Source organism: Sinorhizobium sp. M4_45 (genome assembly GCF_002885915.1).
GTDB classification, from domain to species: domain Bacteria; phylum Pseudomonadota; class Alphaproteobacteria; order Rhizobiales; family Rhizobiaceae; genus Sinorhizobium; species Sinorhizobium meliloti_A.
Window position 1 is genome coordinate 136,821 of record NZ_NWVE01000008.1, and the last position, 18,050, is coordinate 154,870.

At 62.5% G+C, this 18,050-nt stretch carries 19 protein-coding genes; 13 read left to right on the plus strand and 6 right to left on the minus strand.

What is annotated here, in order from left to right:
• Nucleotides 1-3: 3 nt before the first annotated feature.
• Both CN933_RS21565 and CN933_RS21570 read right to left on the minus strand, forming a co-directional pair.
• Nucleotides 4-840 (minus strand): amidohydrolase family protein, encoded by an 837-nt coding sequence (locus tag CN933_RS21565; protein WP_102762308.1) that lies wholly within the window; start codon nucleotides 838-840, stop codon nucleotides 4-6.
• Nucleotides 841-890: 50 nt separating this feature from the next.
• Complete coding sequence (locus CN933_RS21570) at nucleotides 891-1,673, minus strand: IclR family transcriptional regulator (RefSeq protein ID WP_102762446.1); 783 nt, start codon at nucleotides 1,671-1,673, stop codon at nucleotides 891-893.
• A gap of 167 nt (nucleotides 1,674-1,840) precedes the next feature.
• On the opposite strand from CN933_RS21570, the gene CN933_RS21575 reads away from it, so the two are divergent.
• The 11 genes from CN933_RS21575 (at nucleotide 1,841) to CN933_RS21625 (ending at nucleotide 12,088) form a co-directional block, all read left to right on the plus strand.
• Nucleotides 1,841-3,160 carry an ABC transporter substrate-binding protein gene (locus CN933_RS21575; RefSeq protein WP_018097178.1) on the plus strand — a complete coding sequence of 440 codons (1,320 nt, stop codon included), beginning with the start codon at nucleotides 1,841-1,843 and terminating at the stop codon, nucleotides 3,158-3,160.
• Between the two features lie 69 nt (nucleotides 3,161-3,229).
• A complete protein-coding gene (locus CN933_RS21580) occupies nucleotides 3,230-4,126 on the plus strand; it encodes a carbohydrate ABC transporter permease (RefSeq protein ID WP_018097177.1) in 897 nt (298 codons plus the stop codon).
• Nucleotides 4,126-4,992 (plus strand): carbohydrate ABC transporter permease, encoded by an 867-nt coding sequence (locus CN933_RS21585; protein ID WP_018097176.1) that lies wholly within the window; start codon nucleotides 4,126-4,128, stop codon nucleotides 4,990-4,992. The genes CN933_RS21580 and CN933_RS21585 overlap by 1 nt, the downstream gene beginning before the upstream one ends.
• Nucleotides 4,993-4,998: 6 nt before the next feature.
• Complete coding sequence (locus tag CN933_RS21590) at nucleotides 4,999-6,096, plus strand: ABC transporter ATP-binding protein (protein ID WP_018097175.1); 1,098 nt, start codon at nucleotides 4,999-5,001, stop codon at nucleotides 6,094-6,096.
• A 1-nt stretch (nucleotide 6,097) separates the two neighbouring features.
• A complete protein-coding gene (locus tag CN933_RS21595) occupies nucleotides 6,098-7,210 on the plus strand; it encodes a mandelate racemase/muconate lactonizing enzyme family protein (protein WP_102762309.1) in 1,113 nt (370 codons plus the stop codon).
• A 12-nt stretch (nucleotides 7,211-7,222) separates the two neighbouring features.
• A complete protein-coding gene (locus tag CN933_RS21600; RefSeq protein WP_102762310.1) occupies nucleotides 7,223-7,552 on the plus strand; it encodes an L-rhamnose mutarotase in 330 nt (109 codons plus the stop codon).
• Nucleotides 7,545-8,627, plus strand: coding sequence for a Gfo/Idh/MocA family protein (locus CN933_RS21605; protein WP_102762311.1), 1,083 nt, complete (start codon nucleotides 7,545-7,547; stop codon nucleotides 8,625-8,627). The genes CN933_RS21600 and CN933_RS21605 overlap by 8 nt, the downstream gene beginning before the upstream one ends.
• Nucleotide 8,628: 1 nt before the next feature.
• Nucleotides 8,629-9,090 (plus strand): MaoC/PaaZ C-terminal domain-containing protein, encoded by a 462-nt coding sequence (locus CN933_RS21610; RefSeq protein WP_102762312.1) that lies wholly within the window; start codon nucleotides 8,629-8,631, stop codon nucleotides 9,088-9,090.
• Nucleotides 9,087-9,821 carry an SDR family oxidoreductase gene (locus CN933_RS21615; protein ID WP_003534628.1) on the plus strand — a complete coding sequence of 245 codons (735 nt, stop codon included), beginning with the start codon at nucleotides 9,087-9,089 and terminating at the stop codon, nucleotides 9,819-9,821. The genes CN933_RS21610 and CN933_RS21615 overlap by 4 nt, the downstream gene beginning before the upstream one ends.
• A 23-nt stretch (nucleotides 9,822-9,844) precedes the next feature.
• A complete protein-coding gene (locus CN933_RS21620) occupies nucleotides 9,845-10,690 on the plus strand; it encodes a fumarylacetoacetate hydrolase family protein (protein ID WP_018097170.1) in 846 nt (281 codons plus the stop codon).
• A gap of 120 nt (nucleotides 10,691-10,810) precedes the next feature.
• A complete protein-coding gene (locus CN933_RS21625) occupies nucleotides 10,811-12,088 on the plus strand; it encodes an L-fuconate dehydratase (protein WP_102762313.1) in 1,278 nt (425 codons plus the stop codon).
• Nucleotides 12,089-12,570: 482 nt separating this feature from the next.
• On the opposite strand, the gene CN933_RS21635 is transcribed toward CN933_RS21625, so the two are convergent.
• The 4 genes from CN933_RS21635 to CN933_RS21650 all read right to left on the minus strand — a co-directional run bounded on the left by CN933_RS21635 (nucleotide 12,571) and on the right by CN933_RS21650 (nucleotide 15,891).
• Nucleotides 12,571-13,875, minus strand: coding sequence for a CmpA/NrtA family ABC transporter substrate-binding protein (locus tag CN933_RS21635; RefSeq protein ID WP_102762314.1), 1,305 nt, complete (start codon nucleotides 13,873-13,875; stop codon nucleotides 12,571-12,573).
• Nucleotides 13,876-13,915: 40 nt separating this feature from the next.
• Nucleotides 13,916-14,506: an ANTAR domain-containing response regulator gene (locus CN933_RS21640; protein ID WP_100670625.1), complete on the minus strand. Its 591-nt coding sequence runs from the start codon at nucleotides 14,504-14,506 to the stop codon at nucleotides 13,916-13,918.
• A 111-nt stretch (nucleotides 14,507-14,617) separates the two neighbouring features.
• Nucleotides 14,618-15,349, minus strand: a complete 732-nt coding sequence (locus CN933_RS21645; RefSeq protein ID WP_018097166.1) for a TfuA-like protein — start codon at nucleotides 15,347-15,349, stop codon at nucleotides 14,618-14,620.
• 83 nt (nucleotides 15,350-15,432) lie between these two features.
• Complete coding sequence (locus CN933_RS21650; protein ID WP_018097165.1) at nucleotides 15,433-15,891, minus strand: helix-turn-helix domain-containing protein; 459 nt, start codon at nucleotides 15,889-15,891, stop codon at nucleotides 15,433-15,435.
• Nucleotides 15,892-16,139: 248 nt separating this feature from the next.
• Here CN933_RS21650 and CN933_RS21655 point away from each other — a divergent pair, with 248 nt between their 5' ends.
• Nucleotides 16,140-16,676, plus strand: coding sequence for a gluconokinase (locus tag CN933_RS21655; RefSeq protein ID WP_102762315.1), 537 nt, complete (start codon nucleotides 16,140-16,142; stop codon nucleotides 16,674-16,676).
• Nucleotides 16,677-16,860: 184 nt separating this feature from the next.
• Nucleotides 16,861-18,024, plus strand: coding sequence for an isovaleryl-CoA dehydrogenase (locus tag CN933_RS21665; RefSeq protein ID WP_102762316.1), 1,164 nt, complete (start codon nucleotides 16,861-16,863; stop codon nucleotides 18,022-18,024).
• The last annotated feature ends 26 nt before the right edge of the window (nucleotides 18,025-18,050 follow it).

The window sequence follows — 18,050 nt, forward strand, 5'->3', positions numbered from 1 at the left end:
TCGTCAGGGCAGGTTCCAGATCCTCCGCGCATTGCCGGAGAGCAGCTTCCTCCGTTCCTCGGGACTGCAGCCTTCGATGAGAGCCTGGGTGGCCGCGACCCAGGTGGAGAGGTTGCCGCCGAGGGTGCAGACCGGCCAGTCGCTGCCCCAGACGACGCGGTCCCATCCGAAGACCGAGATCGTGTGCTCGACATACGGGCGGATGGAATCGAGCCCCCAGCCTTCCTCCGCATAGGCGACCACTCCGGAGATCTTGGCGACGACATTGGGGCGGCGGGCGATCTCGGTCATATGATCGCGCCAGGGATGCTCCGCGTGACCCTTTATGTCGGGAACGCCGCAATGGTCGAGAATGAACTGTACGTCGGGCGCGAGGTCGACGAGTGCCATGGCTTTCGGAATCTGATGCGGCAGGACGCAGAGATCGAAGGTGAAGCGGGTGCCGGAGAGCCGCTTGATGTTCTGGCGAAAGAGAGATTGCTCGGAGAGATCGTCGGCAACGACGTGCAGCACCCGCCTGAAACCCTTGACGAAGGCGTTTTCCTCCTGCCGCGCGAGATAGGCGGCGAAGCCTTCCTCTTCCGGGCGGCAGGCGGCAATTGCGCCTTTGAGGAGGCTTCCGGGCTCACCCGCAAGACGCGCGACCTCGCGCGTTTCGAGTTCGATCTCAGCCGGGTCGACGTCCACTTCCATATGCAGCGAGGCGGCAATGCCCACGCGCTTTGCCTCCGCCGCATAGGTCGAATAGAGAAAATCGCGATCGAGCGCGGGAACGCCGGCGAGCCACGGATAGTTGAGCGCGGATTTGTCGATCCGATGCAGATGCGTGTCGATGATCAAGGCTGCTCCTCCTCTTCATTCAAATAGGAAGTCTGTTTTTCCGGCGCGGATCAACCCTGCGCGACATCGGCGCCGGCGAGCGCCGAGAGCTGCGATGCGGTCTTGAGCAGGAGCGATATGGTCTCGGTGATATCAGGGGCCGAAGGATTGTTGACCAGGGAGATATAGGGGCAGGTGAGCGCTGCGATGCTGCGTCCGTCGGGCCCAAGGATCGGGGCGGAGAGGTTGTAGACACCGGCGGTCTGGGCACTTGCCATCATCTCGTAGCCGCGCTCGCGGATCTGGTCGAGACGGGCGTAGAATTCCGGGGTGAGGTTGATCTCGTCCCTGCTGCGCACATGTTCGGAGATCATCAATTCCCGTTCCTCCGGCGAACGGAATGCAAGCAGCACGTGGCCCGATCCGGTGTCGAACAGGCTGATATGCGAGCCCACCCGGATCGAAATGCCCCAATAGTCCGGCGCCTCCTGCTGCGCGATCACGACGGCGGAGCCGCGGTCGAAGACGGCGAGTTGGTTGGCCTGCTTAGACCGCTGGGCGAGGTCACGCATCAACGGCGTGGCGAAGGAAGCGAGCCGGCGCACGGGCGCATGCAACTGAGCCAATCCGAAGAGCTTCAGGGTCAGCGAATAGAGATCGCCGTCGATACGGGTCACGTAGCCGCGGCGCACGAGACGGTCGAGCATGCGGTAGAACTCGTTCGGACTGCGGTTCAGCCTCTTCGAAATCTCCGCCTGCGTGAGGCCGCCGTCGACGCTGGCAAGCAGCTCCAGTATGTCCAGGCCCTTGTCGAGTGCCGGCGCGCGATACTTGTCGGACTCTTCATTGTCCATCCGCGTCTCTCCCAGATGAATATTCCTCTCCATATACGCATGAAAAGCGGAAGACGGAAGGGAATGGCCCTTGACCATCCATAAATTTATCGTTTGTATATAAATTAGTTTCTCACGGATGAGGACTCATGCTCTCGGAGAAGGGCGTGTTCAGCGGAGGAAGTACAATGAACAGGCTGCTTTCCGGCGTATCGGCCGGAGTGATCATGCTTGCTTGCGCAATGGGGGCGGCAAATGCCGCGGACCTGCCCGGCAAGTTCGAAGGCGTGACCATCGACGCCAAGCTGATCGGTGGACAGCAGTACGAGAAACTCTATGAGCGCATCGGCGAATGGGAGAAGGCGACCGGCGCCAAGGTCAATATCCTGTCGAAGAAGAACCACTTCGAACTGGACAAGGAGATCAAATCCGATATCGCCACCGGCGGCCTCACCTGGTGCGTCGGTTCGAACCACTCCTCCTTCGCTCCGCAGTATCCGGACATCTATGCGGACCTTTTCGGCCTCATCCCTTCCGAGGAAGTGGCCAAATTCGTACCGGCCGTAATCGACGCCTCGACGCTCGACGGCAAGCTCGTCATGCTGCCGCGGGCGCAGTTCGACGTCTCCGCGCTCTATTTCCAAAAGAGCCTATACCAGGACGAGGCGAAGAAGACCGAATTCAAGGCCAAATACGGCTATGACCTCGCGCCGCCGGACACCTGGGCTCAGGTGAGCGACCAGGCAGAATTCTTCGCCGCTCCGCCGAATTTCTACGGCACCCAGTTTGCCGGCAAGGAGGAAGCGATCAACGGCCGCTTCTACGAAATGCTGGTCGCCGAGGGTGGGGAATATCTCGACAAGGACGGCCGCCCCGCCTTCAATTCGGAAGCGGGCGTGCGCGCGCTCGAATGGTTCGTCAAGCTCTACAAGGACAAGGCGGTACCGCCGGGCACCACCAACTATCTCTGGGACGATCTCGGACAGGGCTTCGCCTCGGGCTCGATCGCGGTCAATCTCGACTGGCCCGGCTGGGCATCCTTCTTCAACGATCCGAAATCGTCGAAGGTCGCCGGGAATGTCGGCGTCAAGGTTCAGCCGGCCGGCTCCTCCGGCAAGCGCACCGGCTGGTCCGGGCATCACGGCTTCTCGGTGACCGAATCCTGCGCCGACAAGGAAGCAGCCGCCTCGCTCGTCTGGTGGCTGACGAATGAGGACAGCCAGAAGCTCGAATCCGCCGCCGGCCCGCTGCCGACGCGAAGCGCCGTCTGGGACTACAATATCAAGGCCGCGGAAGGCGACGCCTACAAGACCGAGGTCCTGCAGGCGTTCCAGGAAGCGGCAAAGCATGCTTTCCCGGTGCCGCAGACGGCTGAGTGGATCGAGATCTCCAACGCAGTCTATCCGGAACTGCAGGCAGCGATCCTCGGCGACAAGACGTCGAAGGAAGCGCTCGACGCCGCCGCCGAAAAGGCGACCGGCATCCTCGAAGACGCCGGCAAGCTCTGATCCCGATTGAAAGGCGGCGCCGGACCGTTTCGGCGCCGCCACGCATGTGAACTCTTCCCAGGATCTCCGATGAAGCTCTCGAAACTGTCGGCACCCACGCTTCTGCTGCTTCCGGCCTTCATCGTCCTGGCAGTGTTCATCGTGCTGCCGCTCGTCTTCTCGCTTTATTCGAGTTTCACCCCGTTCCGTCTGACGAAGCCGGACTCGCTTTGGGTCTTCATCGGTTTTCGCAACTATGTGAACGTCCTTACCAATGCCGAATTCTGGGTCGCTTTCGGCCGGACGGTGCTCCTTCTCACCGTCGCGCTCAACGCCGAGATGTTCCTCGGTCTTGGCTTGGCGCTGCTGGTCAACAAGGCGACTTACGGCCAGCGGGCGTTGCGGACCGCGATGATGTTTCCGATGATGTTCTCGCCGGTGCTGGTGGGCTTCCAGTTCAAGTTCCTGTTCAACGACAATATCGGCTTCGTCAACAACGCGCTGCAGTCGCTGGGCCTCACCGATCGTGCCATCCCCTGGCTGATCGACGGCAATCTCGCGCTCTTCTCGATCATCGTCGCAGAGGTCTGGTCTTCGACCGCGGTTTTCGCGATCCTCATTCTCGCCGGGCTGCTTGCCATGCCCAAGGATCCGGTCGAAGCGGCCCATGTCGACGGCTGCACGCCCTGGCAGACCTTCCGCTATGTCACCTGGCCCTACCTGATGCCCTTCGCCTTCATCGCGATGACGATCCGTTCGCTCGATGTCGCGCGCGCCTACGACATCGTCAAGATCATGACGGATGGCGGCCCGGCAAAGCGCACCGAACTGCTCTGGACGCTTATCGGACGCACCGCCTATGGCGACGCCCGCATGGGCATGGCCAACGCAATGGCCTACGTCGCCATCCTGTTGTCGATCGTCTTCACTGTCTATTTCTTCCGCAAGCTCGCCGCGGCGCGCCAGCAGATCGGAGCCGAGTGGTAATGGATACGAACGCGTCTCATCGCCTGCGGCGGCGGTTGCTGAAGGTGGCACACCTCGTGGGGCTCTTTCTCGCCATGCTTGTCATCTGCCTGCCGGGCCTCTGGATCGTGCTGTCATCGCTGCGGCCGACGGTCGAGATCATGGCCAAGCCGCCGGTCTGGATCCCGGAGACGCTCTCGTTCGACGCCTACCGGGCGATGTTCTCGGGCGCAGGGCAGGGGGGCGTCCCGGTCTGGGACTATTTCCGCAATTCGCTCATCGTATCGGTCACCTCGACGGTCATCGCCCTGGCGATCGGCCTTGCCGGCGGCTATGCCTTCGCGCGCTACCGGTTCAAGGCGAAGTCGGCCATCTTCCTCGGCTTCATGCTGACGCGCGCGGTGCCGGGCATCGCGCTGTCGCTGCCGCTCTTCATGCTCTATGCGCGCACCGGCATCATCGATACGCATTTCTCGCTCATCCTCACCTATGTCGCGCTCAACGTTCCCTTCACGATCTGGCTGATCGACGGATTCTTCCGCCAGGTGCCGAAAGATCTCGCGGAAGCCGCGCAGATCGACGGCTGCACCCCTTGGCAGGCCTTCTGGCAGGTGGAGTTTCCGCTTGCCGGCCCGGGCATTGCGTCGGCCGGTATCTTCGCTTTCCTGACGTCCTGGAACGAATATGCACTCGCTTCGCAGATTACCCGCTCCGTCAATTCCAAGACCTTGCCCGTGGGGCTCCTCGACTACACCGCCGAATTCACCATCGACTGGCGCGGCATGTGCGCGCTTGCGGTCGTCATGATCGTTCCGGCGTTGACCCTCACCTTCATCATTCAGAAGCACCTCGTCTCGGGCCTGACCTTCGGCGCGGTGAAAGGATAATCGTTCATGGCGCCCGTTACGCTCAAGAAACTCGTCAAGCGCTACGGCGCTCTGGAAGTCGTGCACGGCATCGATCTCGAAGTGAAGGATCGCGAATTCATTGCGCTCGTCGGACCTTCGGGCTGCGGCAAGTCGACGACGCTGCGCATGATCGCGGGGCTCGAGGAGGTCAGCGGCGGCGCGATTGAGATCGGCGGGCGAACGGTCAACGATCTGCCGCCTCGGGCGCGCAACATCTCGATGGTCTTTCAGTCCTATGCACTCTACCCGCATATGACGGTTGCCGAGAATATGGGTTTCTCGCTGAAAATCGCCGGGCGTCCGGCGGAAGAGATCAAGACGCGCGTTGCCGAGGCGGCGGCGATCCTCGATCTCGGCCATCTTCTCGAACGTCGCCCTTCGCAACTGTCGGGCGGCCAGCGCCAGCGCGTCGCCATGGGACGCGCGATCGTGCGGCAGCCGGACGTCTTTCTTTTCGATGAGCCTTTGTCGAACCTCGACGCGAAGCTCAGGACCCAGGTGCGCACCGAGATCAAGAAACTGCACGCCCGCATGCAGGCGACGATGATCTACGTCACCCATGATCAGGTGGAGGCGATGACGCTCTCCGACCGCATCGTCATCATGCGCGACGGGCATATCGAGCAGGTGGGCACGCCGGAGGATGTCTTCCGCCGCCCGGCGACCAAGTTCGTCGCCGGCTTCATCGGCTCGCCGCCGATGAACATGGAGGAGGCGGTCCTGACGGACGGAAAGCTCGCCTTTGCAAGCGGAGCGACCCTGCCGCTTCCGCCACGCTTCCGTTCCTCGGTTCGCGAGGGCCAGAAAGTGACCTTCGGGCTTAGGCCGGACGATGTCTATCCTTCGGGGCACGGCCTCCATGCGGGCGATGCGGACGCCGTCCACGAGATCGAGCTTCCGGTCACGATCACAGAACCGCTGGGCAACGAAACCCTGGTTTTCACTCAGTTCAACGGGCGGGATTGGGTCTCGCGCATGCTCAACCCGCGGCCGCTGCGCCCGGGCGAGGCGGTGCGCATGAGCCTCGATCTGTCCCGGGCGCATCTCTTCGACGGCGAGACCGGAAAGGCTTTGGCAGGCTGACATGGCAAGGATCGAGAAAATAGAACTGCGGATGGTGGATCTTCCGCCGAAGGTCAAGCGGACCGACGCCATCCAGAGCTTCGTGAGCCAGGAAACGCCGATCGTCACGATCACGGATGCGGACGGTGCGACCGGCACCGGCTACAGCTACACGATCGGAACAGGCGGATCGTCCGTCATGCGGCTGCTCTCCGATCATCTGGTTCCGATCCTGCTCGGGGAAGACGCGGACTGCATCGAGGCGCTTTGGCACAAGATGGAGTTTGCGACGCATGCGACGACCATCGGCGCCATAACGGCTTTGGCGCTCGCCGCCGTCGATACGGCGCTATGGGACCTGCGGGCGAAGAAGCAGAAGCTGCCGCTCTGGAAACTGGCGGGCGGGGCGAAGGAAAGCTGCCCGCTTTACACCACCGAGGGCGGCTGGCTGCACATCGAAAAGCAGGCCCTCGTAGACGACGCGTTGCAGGCGAAGGCCAAGTGCTTCTCCGGATCGAAGGTCAAGATCGGCAAGCCGAGCGGGGCGGAGGATTACGACAGGCTCTCGGCCATGCGCGCAGCACTTGGCGACGGCTTCGAAATCATGACGGATTGCAATCAGGGCTTCACCGTCGACGAGGCGATCCGCCGCGCCGCCCGGCTCCGCGAACTCGATCTCGCCTGGATCGAGGAACCGCTGCCGGCCGACGATCTCGACGGCCACATCCGCCTGACGCGGTCGACGCCGACGCCGATCGCCGTCGGCGAGTCCGTCTATTCCATCCGCCATTTTCGCGAATATATGCAAAAGGGCGCCTGCTCGATCGTCCAGGTGGACGTGGCGCGGATCGGCGGCATCACCCCTTGGCTGAAAGTGGCTCACGCGGCGGAGGCCTTCGACATTCCCGTCTGCCCGCATTTCCTGATGGAACTGCATGTGAGCCTCGTTTGCGCGGTGCCCAACGGGAAATATGTGGAATACATTCCGCAGCTCGACGATCTGACGCAAAAGGGAATGGAGATCCGGGAGGGCAGGGCGATCGCGCCTTCCGATCCGGGCATCGGCATCGCCTGGGATTGGGAGGCTGTCCAGGCGCGCTCGGTCGCCGAGTTCACCCGCGAGTTCCGCCGGTAGAAGGGAACGGTCATGCAGAGAATGGGAATGGTGATCGGGCTCGAACCGCCGAAAGTGGCGGAATACAAACGGCTGCATGCGGCCGTCTGGCCGGAAATTCTCGCGCTGATCAGCGAGTGCAACATCACCAATTACTCGATCTTCCTGAAGGAGCCGGAAAACCTTCTCTTCGGCTACTGGGAATATGTCGGGGAGGACTTCGAAGCCGACATGGCGAAGATGGCGGCACATCCGAAAAACCAGGAATGGTGGTCGGTGTGCATGCCCTGTCAGAAGCCTCTCGAAGGCCGCCGGCAAGGCGAGTGGTGGGCTATGATGGAGGAAGTCTTCCACCATGACTGAGACGTTCGATCCCTCGTCGCTGCGGCAATGGTGGCCGAAGCCGGCTACGCCACGCCCCATCGTCATCTTCGGTGCGGGCAGCATCGTCGGCGACGCCCATCTTCCGGCCTACAGGAACGCAGGCTTCCCGGTGGCCGGCATCTTCGATCCGGATGCGGAGAAGGCGGCGGCGCTCGCGCGGCAATGGGATGTCAGGGCGTTTACGAGCGAAGGGGAGGCTCTTTCGGCGGAGAACGCGATCTTCGATCTCGCGACGCCGCCGGCCGCGCATGCCTCGATTCTCTCGAAACTGCCGAAGGGCTCCTTTGCGCTGATACAGAAGCCGATGGGCAGCGATCTTGCGGCGGCGACCGGAATTCTCGAAATCTGCCGTGAGCGGAACATCAGGGCGGCGGTGAACTTTCAGCTCCGCTTCGCGCCGATGATGCTCGCGCTCAAGGACGCGATCGCCAGGGGCTATCTCGGCGAGGTCGTCGATTTCGACGCCTGGCTGGCGCTTGCGACGCCCTGGGGGCTCTGGCCGTTCCTGAAGGGACTGCCGCGCATCGAGATCGCGATGCATTCCATCCACTACCTGGACCTCGTGCGCAGTCTCCTAGGCGATCCCCAGGGTGTTCACGCCAAGACCATCGGCCATCCGAACCACGAGGTGGCTCAAACCCGCACCGCCGCGATCCTCGATTATGGCGATGCCGTGCGCTGCGTGCTTTCCGTCAATCACGACCACGATTTCGGGCGGAGGTTCCAGGCCTGCGAATTCCGCATCTGCGGGACGAGGGGTGCCGCCTATGTCAAGCTCGGCGTCAATCTCGACTATCCGCGCGGTGAGCCGGACGAGCTGTGGATTCGTCCCTCGGGGGAGAGCGAATGGATTTCGGTGCCGCTTGAAGGTTCGTGGTTCCCCGACGCCTTCGCCAACCGGATGGCCAATCTGCAACGCCATGCCTGCGGCGAGGACGATGAACTCATCGGGTCGGTCGAGGACGCATGGCGGACGATGGCCCTGGTGGAGGCCGCCTATCAATCGAGCGCGCGCCCGGCAACGCCGATCGCAGCGCTTCCATCGGAAAAGTGAAATGAGCGAGCAGACGATCTACTACGAGGACTACGAACAGGGCCATGTGCGGCTGACGAGCGGACGCACGATCACGGAAACGGACTTCGTCGTCCATGCCGGGCATACGGGTGATTTCTTCCCGCACCACATGGATGCGGAGTTCGCCAAAACGCTGCCCGGCGGTCAGCGCATTGCCCACGGCACGATGATCTTCTCAATCGGAGTCGGGCTCACCGCCTCCTTGATCAACCCGGTCGCCTTCTCTTACGGTTACGACCGTCTGCGATTCGTCCGCCCTGTCCATATCGGCGATACGATCCGCACCCGCGTCACCATCGCCGCCAAGGAAGACGATCCGAAGCGACCGAGGGCCGGCCGGGTCATCGAGCGGTGCGAGGTCATCAACCAGCGCGGCGAGGTCGTTCTTGCCGCGGATCACATTCTGATCGTCGAACGCAAACTTGAGGGAACCATCCAATGACAGCGAACCTTGCCGGAAAGGTCGTCCTCGTCACAGCTGCGGCGCAGGGCATAGGACGCGCAACCGCACTTGCCTTCGCCAAGGCCGGCGCCAAGGTCCATGCGACCGATATCAATGCGGACGCCGTCGGCAGCCTCGAAGGCGAGGCGGGCATCAGCACCCACCGGCTGGACGTCCTCGACACCGCTGCGGTCGAAGCGCTGGTCGCAGAAATCGGGGCGGTGGACGTGCTCTTCAATTGCGCCGGTTTCGTGCATGCAGGCTCGGTGCTGACGATGAAGGACGAGGACCTCGATTTCGCCTTCGACCTCAACGTCAAGTCGATGATCCGCACCATCCGCGCGGTGCTGCCCGGCATGATCGCCCGCAAGGACGGGTCGATCGTCAATATGGCCTCGGTGGCCTCCAGCATCAAAGGCGTGCCGAACCGCTTCGCCTATGGGGTGACCAAGGCAGCCGTCATCGGACTGACGAAAGCCGTTGCGGCGGACTATGTGGGCGACGGCATTCGCTGCAATGCGATCTGCCCGGGAACGGTCGAAAGCCCGTCGCTCGAAAGCCGCATGCGGGCACAGGGAGACTACGAAACGGCGCGCGCGGCCTTTATCTCCCGCCAGCCGATGGGCCGCCTCGGCACGCCCGAAGAGATCGCCGACCTCGCCGTCTATCTCGCCGGCGCCACCTACACCTCCGGCCAGGCCTACGCCATCGACGGCGGCTGGACCATTTGAACGCTTCATCAGGGAAAAAGCACATGAAATTTCTTCGTTATGGCGAACCGGGCCAGGAAAAGCCGGGTCTTCTCGGTTCCGACGGCATCATCCGCGATATTTCCGGCCACGTTCCCGATCTCGCCGCAGGCGCGCTCGACCCCGGCAAGCTTGACGAACTCGCGAAGCTCGATGTCGCGGCGCTGCCTGCCGTGTCCGGCAATCCGAGGCTTGGTCCCTGCGTCGCAGGTACGGGCAAGTTCATCTGCATCGGCCTCAACTATTCCGATCATGCTGCCGAGACGGGCGCGACCGTGCCGCCGGAGCCGATCATCTTCATGAAGGCGACTTCCGCCATCGTCGGGCCGAACGACGATCTGATCCTGCCGCGGGGTTCGGAGAAGACCGACTGGGAAGTGGAACTCGGCATCGTCATCGGAAAGACGGCGAAATATGTGAGCGAAGCCGAGGCGCTCGACTACGTCGCCGGCTACTGCACGGTCCACGATGTCTCCGAACGCGCTTTCCAGACGGAACGGCACGGTCAGTGGACGAAGGGCAAGTCCTGCGACACTTTCGGGCCGACCGGACCGTGGCTCGTCACCAAGGACGAGGTGGCGGATCCGCAGGATCTCGCAATGTGGCTGAAGGTCAACGGCGAGACGATGCAGGACGGCTCGACCAAGACGATGGTCTACGGCGCCGCCTATCTCGTCTCTTATCTCTCGCAGTTCATGTCGCTGCGCCCCGGTGATATCATCTCGACGGGCACGCCGCCGGGCGTCGGCATGGGCATGAAGCCGCCGCGCTATCTGAAGGCCGGCGACATCGTCGAACTCGGCATAGAGGGCCTCGGCAGTCAGAAGCAGCGCGTTCGCGCCGACACCTGAGCTACTCGCATGTTTCCTTCGGTCAATTCGACTGAAGGACACGAACAGGCAGCATCAAAGTGCCGCAGTGTTCTCCGCGCGTCCGAAAAGGCGCGCGGCGCTGTAGGTATTGGAGCAAACATGACCCGCGTTACCGACCTTCGCGTCTTCGACCTTCGCTTCCCGACCTCGGCGAGCCTCGACGGTTCGGACGCCATGAACCCGGATCCGGACTATTCGGCGGCTTACGTCATCCTCGACACGGATCGGCCGGGGCTGGCGGGTCACGGCCTCACCTTCACCATAGGGCGCGGCAACGACATATGCTGCATGGCGATCCAGGCCATGCGGCATCTCGTGGTGGGCCAGGACATCGGCGGCATTTTGAAACATCCCGGCCACTTCTGGCGTCACCTGACGAGCGACAGCCAGCTGCGCTGGATCGGCCCGGAAAAGGGCGCGATCCATCTTGCGACCGGGGCCATCGTCAACGCCGTCTGGGATCTCCTCGCAAAGGATGCCGGCAAACCGGTGTGGCGTCTCGTCGCCGACATGTCGGCGGAAGAGATCGCCGATATCGTCGATTACCGCTACTTGACGGATGTTCTCACCCGCGACGAGGCGGTCGAGATCCTGCGGCGGGCCGAGCCCGGCAAAGCCGAGCGGATCGCCAGGCTCGAAAAGGAGGGCTACCCCTGCTACACCACTTCTGCAGGCTGGCTCGGCTATGACGACGAAAAGCTCCGGCGGCTTGCGCAGGAGGCGGTCGACGCAGGTTTCGACCACATCAAGATGAAGGTCGGGCGTGACCTCGACGACGACATCCGCCGGCTGAGGATTGCCCGCGAAGTGATCGGCCCCGACAGGTACCTGATGATCGATGCGAACCAGGTCTGGGAAGTGGGCGAGGCAATCGAATGGGTGCAAAAGCTCGCCTTTGCCAAGCCCTTCTTCATCGAGGAGCCGACGAGCCCGGACGACGTCGCCGGACACCGTAAGATCCGCGAGGCGATCGGCCCGGTCAAGGTCGCGACCGGCGAGATGTGCCAGAACCGCATCATGTTCAAGCAGTTCATCGCCGAGGGCGCGATCGACATCGTGCAGATCGATTCCTGCCGCATGGGTGGCCTGAACGAGGTACTGGCGGTGCTGCTGATCGCCACCAAATACGGACTGCCCGTCTGGCCGCACGCCGGCGGCGTCGGCCTCTGCGAATATGTGCAGCACCTTTCCATGATCGATTACGTTGCCGTTTCCGGCACGAAGGACGGTCGGGTGATCGAATATGTCGACCACCTGCACGAACATTTCCTGGATCCGTGCGTGATCCGTAACGCCGCTTACATGCCGCCCGAGCGGCCTGGTTTCTCGATCGAAATGAAGCAGCAATCGATCGAGGACTACACGTTTGAAGGCTGATGTGAGCGCTCTGTCTTTGTCAGGCTCGCATGTGGATTCTCGGGCCAAGCCCGGGCCAGACACGAGGATGGCGACCGCCCGGGGATTGACGAAGGAGCCCGAGGTCACGACCGAAGGGAGGCGAGATTTACTGCGACGCCACAGAAATTCTCGAGGTGTGCCACCCGCGGCCGTTTGTCGATTTCCTCATTCCTGTGCTCGTCACAGGAATCCAGCCAGACCAGGTCCTTGGGCTGAAAGAACGCCTCCCGCGCCGCAGACGCGGCGCTGCTCTCATCCCTGTAACGAGCACAGGGACGAGGTAAAAGGAGAGATTGCAGTCCTCCGATACGCCTCCTGCAGCGCCGCGCGTCTCATGAGACGCGCACGCTCGGTACTCAATGACTCAAGCGCATCGCCCTGCGTGCCGACAAAACCGACCAGAGCTTCGACGCCATTATCCATCTCGCAGCAGCCGTCATCTCAACAGGCCTTAGTCTAGCTCAGATATCATCGCCCGGGTGCTGCACCCCGCCATTGCCCCCGACGGTAAAGGACCTGATATAGTCGTCGATCCTGCCCGGATCGAAGACGTGGCCGTCCATGAAACGATCGCCGTCGGTTGCTCCTTCGAGCCTGCCGTCCGCGTCGGCCGGCAAGGCACCCTTGCCCAGCGCCTCGCGATAGAGGTCCGGACGATAGGCGGAGATGGCCGCGCCAATTCCCTGCCTCGACAAGGATGTCTGTCCCCAGCGCACCATTTGACTGTAGGTCCAGAGCGCCTGGCTGGGACGCGGGAAGTTGGCAAAGTCTGCGTGGAAGACGAGATAGTTCTCGACGACGCGGCGGTTTCTTTCCGGGTCGACTGCGAATTCGCCCGCAAGCACCCGGCGGATGATGTCGGCCGGTGCTGCCACGTGACGTTCCTCTGCCAGCACTTCCGCAAGGCGGCCGCGATTGCCCGGCTCGTCCGACCAGCGGGCGGCGCGGTCGAGCGCGACGATCAGGCGCGAGACCGTGTCCCTGTTGGCTTCCGCCCATTCGGGACGCATACCGATGACCTTTTCCGGTGCGGAGGGCCAGATGTCCTGCTTGGTCGCGACGATGCGGCCGACGCCGCGTTCGGATGCGACCATGTTCCAGGGCGCCCCGACGCAAAAGCCGTCGATGGCGCCCGCGGCCAGCGCGTCGGAGGTCATTGGCGGCGGCACCACGATCAGCTTGACGTCGCGGTCGGGATCGATGCCGCCGGCCGCGAGCCAGTAGCGGAACTCGTAGTTATGGGACGAGAAGGGGTAGGTGACGCCGAGCGTCAGCGGCGGCTTGCCGGCTGCCTGCGCGCTGCGGATGACCGCCGCCAGGGCCTTGGCATTCTTCAATGCATCTTCGCCTGCGCCGAGCCCTTCTGCCTCCTGCATAAGGCCGTAGAGCCGCGTCGACAGCGTGATTGCGTTGCCGCCGCGCCCCAGGGAAAAGGGCGCTATCGTCGGCGACGGATTGGAGCCGAGGCCGAGCATGGCGGCAACCGGCATGGGTGAAAGCATGTGGACCACGTCGAACTGTCGAAAGGCAAGCCTGTCACGTACATTCGCCCAGGAGACGTCCTTGACGAGTTCGAGGGTGATGCCTTCGCGCTGTGCAAAGCCGAATTCGGCGGCGGCGATCAGCACGGCCGCGTCCACGAGGGGGATGAATCCTGCGCGGACGGTGCGCGATCCCTCGTGGCGGATGCGACCTGGCGCCGGCCTGGCACCGCCGGCGGCGAGCTTCTTGCCGGTGAGTTCACTTTTGTTCGTCAATATGTTCACTCCGGTGTCTCCCGAGGTGCCGCAGCAGAAGAGCGGCCGGTCACCGGATCAGCAATCCGGCGGCGGTCACGACGCTTTGCGCGATCTCCGAAATCTTTTTCTTCTCGTTCATCGCCGTCTGACGCAGCAGCGCGAAGGCTTCCTCTTCGGAAAGACTGCGCATTTTCATGAGGATGCCTTTGGCGCGCTCGACGAGCTTGCGCTCTTCGAGTGCGGATTTGGCTTCCGCCAGTTCGCGCTGAAGCCGGCTGAACGCCTTGAAGCGGCTGACGGCCATGTCGAGGATCGGCTTGACGCGCTCCTTCTTCAATCCGTCGACGATATAGGCCGAGACGCCTGCCTCGACGGCCGCTTCGATAGAGGCCGTGTCGGAGCGGTCCACGAACATCGCGATCGGGCGACCGACCGTGCGGGTCAGCTGGAAAAGATGTTCCATCATGTCCCGGTTGGGGTTTTCGATGTCTATGACGATCACGTCCGGGCGGAGCGTCTCGATGACCCGGGCGACGCCATGAACCTCATGGATCACGGTGACTTTGCCGTGTCCTGCTTCGCGCAATCCTTCCTCGATGATCGAGGCGCGGATGGCGTTCTCGTCAATCACAAGAATGGTGAGGTCGCGATGGGTCATGCCGTATCATGATGCGATGCAGCAATTTCCGCAATATGGATATGCCCAAATATTTTGCGATATACTGTGGTGCCTAAATAATAGGCTAATGACCGTCGGTCTGGCGTAAATTCAGGCAGGCTTATTTGTCGAAGTCGGCAACGGGTCAAGCGCTCTCGCCCAGAGGCTGGTCGCATGAAACGTCCATTGGCATTGCGCGTGCTGTCGTTCGCCTGTGTGGCTGCGCAGCGTTTCCAGAAGCTCGAGGCCGTCGGCCCGCTTCTGATCCACATAGCCCGCCCGCAGCTTCCCGATCAGTGCATCGCCGTTCGTTACCAGCCGGGCGCGCGCAGCGATCGCACCCCAGCTCCGTTCCTTGTAGAACATGGAGGAGGCGGCTTCCTCGACGTCAGCGGCATCTTCGACGGACAACGATTGCAGTTCCAGGAGTCGGCGGAGGGTTGCCCTGACATTGACGAGGGGAATGGTCAGGGGCGCGTAGCCGAGTTCCTCGGGAGCGTGGAGCAGTGCTACGTCGGAATCGTCTTCGGCCTCGCCGCTTGCATATTGGCGAAAGATCTCGCCGATGCCGGCCATTCCGAAATCGGCGCATTCGGCCGCGCGCAGAGCACCCATGCTCGCTGCGCCGAAGACGGCCACGCCCTCGGAAAGGGCGAAGAGAATTTCCTTGTGCCAAACGGGGGCGACATGTTCGAAGTTGCCGTCGATCAGGCCGATGGCCGCAGCGCCGTCGCGCACCGCCCGGAGAACATCGCCCTGCCTGGCAGGCGGGCGGATCGTGAGCGTGTCGCCGGCCAACCGCACAGCATCCGGAACGGTCGGGCCAACGAATACGACTTTCATTCCGCCTCAGTGGATTTGAAAACGGCGGAGGCAGTCTGTCCGCCGCCAATCGTCTTCATGGACAGCCATGTTCATGGCGATCTTCAGCCATGGAGGGATTCCGCGTGGCGGGTTCCGGATTGGGCGGGGGTCTGATCCGACTCGGGCGTCTGCGCCATCGCCGCGACGAGAGAGATGATCTTCTTGCGAAGCACCGGGTCGGTGATCTTCAGGAAGGCCCGGTTGAGTGCGATACCCTCCTTCGAGGCGACGAAGGATGAAATCTCCTGGGATTCGTGAACATCTGCAGCGGGCTTGCCCGTTTGGGCGCTGCCCTCGTCCTGCTGGAAGAAAAAGCTCGGATGAACACCGAGTATGTCGGCGATCGCCTGCAACCGGCTGGCGCCGATGCGGTTGGTGCCTTTTTCATATTTCTGGACTTGCTGAAAGGTGATGCCGAGCCCGTCGGCGAGCTTTTCCTGGCTCAGACCTATCATCAGCCTGCGCATGCGAACACGCGAGCCGACAAAGGCATCGATCGGGTTAGGATCCTTCTTGTTCATCTGGTAGTCTCCTCGCGAGTTCGATTCAGCTTATGGCATATAAGTTTGCTTGAATGAACGCCGCGATGCAATCAGCACGCGTCGCTTTCTGTGGCAAAACGCAAGTTTCCAATGATTGTCGGGTTCGAAACGCCGGTCGGCAGAGAACTTGCCGCACCAGGGGCAAGTCGCAGCATTCATAACCGAAACGTTGTCGTCGAATCGGATAGGATTTAAGGGAACATCAGTAATGAGTGGAAGCCTGCGACATGAGTGTTGAGTACAAATCAGAAGCAACCCCGCCACGGCGCTTTGCCGGCTCGATTGTCGTCATGGGCGTCTCCGGCAGCGGCAAATCGTCGGTGGGGGAGGCGATCTCCCAAGCTTGCGGATATCCCTTCATCGAAGGCGACGCGCTCCATCCTCCGGAAAACATCAGGAAAATGTCCGAGGGGATTCCGCTCACCGACGACGACCGCTGGCCGTGGCTCGCTGCGATCGGAGAGCAGCTGGCGAGCCGGGAGCCCGTTGTCGTTTCCTGCTCCGCCCTCAAGCGCAGCTACAGGGACAAGCTTCGCGAAAGTACACCCGGTGGCCTGGCCTTCGTCTTCCTCCACGGCAGCGAGTCCGTGCTTGCGGAGCGGATGCACCACCGCACAGGGCATTTCATGCCGTCCTCTTTGCTGCAGACGCAGCTTGCGACGCTCGAGGATCCGACAGGGGAGGTGAGGACGGTCGCCGTAGACGTCGCCCAACCGCTGGCGGAGATCGTCCGCGAGGCGCTTGCAGGCCTCGCCCGTCTTTAAGGTTGCGTTTCGCAATGCCCGCCGCGGTCTTTGCAGATCGTGCTTGGCACGCCGGCTCTTTGGAAGGAAATTAGCCGGCGGCGATGTTATCGTTCGCGAGGTGGACGTGCGGCGACACATCGCAGCGGCTCACTTCTGCTCGGCGATGGGGAGATCGTGGAGCGGGCGTCGGGAGGAGATGGAAATGTTTGAAGCTGGATTGAACTTCGCGCTTGGCGAGGAGATCGATGCGCTGCGCGAGAGCGTGCGCCGCTTCGCAGTGGAGCGAATCGCGCCGCTTGCGGACGATGTGGATCGCAAAAACGCCTTTCCGATGTCGCTCTGGCGGGAGATGGGGGAGATCGGCCTGCTCGGCGTTACCGCCGACGAGGCTCATGGCGGTGCGGGACTCGGCTATCTCGCCCATTGCGTGGCGATGGAAGAGATCAGCCGCGCCTCGGCTTCGGTGGGCCTGAGCTACGGCGCCCACTCCAATCTCTGCGTCAATCAGATCAACCGCAACGGCAAACCGGCACAGAAGAGCAGATATCTGCCGAAGCTCATTTCAGGCGAGCATGTCGGGGCGCTTGCCATGTCCGAGCCCGGCGCCGGCTCCGATGTCGTTTCGATGAAACTCAGGGCCGACAAGCGCGGCGACCGTTACGTCCTGAACGGCAGCAAAATGTGGATCACCAACGGCCCTGACGCCGATGTCCTGGTCGTCTACGCCAAGACCGATCCGGCAGCCGGACCGCGCGGCATCACCGCTTTCCTGGTGGAAAAGGCATTCCCCGGCTTTTCGGCCGGCCAGAAGCTCGACAAGCTCGGCATGCGCGGATCGAACACGTCGGAACTCATCTTCACGGATTGCGAGGTGCCGGAGGAAAACGTGCTCGGCGGCGTGGGCGAGGGCGTCAAGGTGCTGATGTCCGGCCTCGATTACGAGCGGGTCGTGCTTTCTGCCGGACCGCTCGGGATCATGGCCGCTTGCCTCGATGTCGTCGTCCCCTATCTCCATGAGCGCAAGCAGTTCGGGCAACCGATCGGCGAGTTCCAGTTGATGCAGGGAAAGCTTGCCGACATGTATGTGACGACGAATGCCGCGCGGGCCTATGTCTATGCCGTGGCGGCCGCATGCGACCGTGGTGAGACTGCGCGCAAGGACGCGGCCGGCTGTATTCTCTATGCGGCGGAAAAGGCGACGGCCATGGCGCTGGAGGCGATACAGGCGCTGGGCGGCAATGGCTACACCAACGATTATCCGGCAGGCCGGCTGCTGCGCGACGCCAAGCTGTATGAGATCGGTGCGGGCACGAGCGAGATCCGTCGCATGCTGATCGGACGGGAGCTCTTCGCCGAAACGAAATAGGCCGAATAGGTAACGCTTGGGGGGAG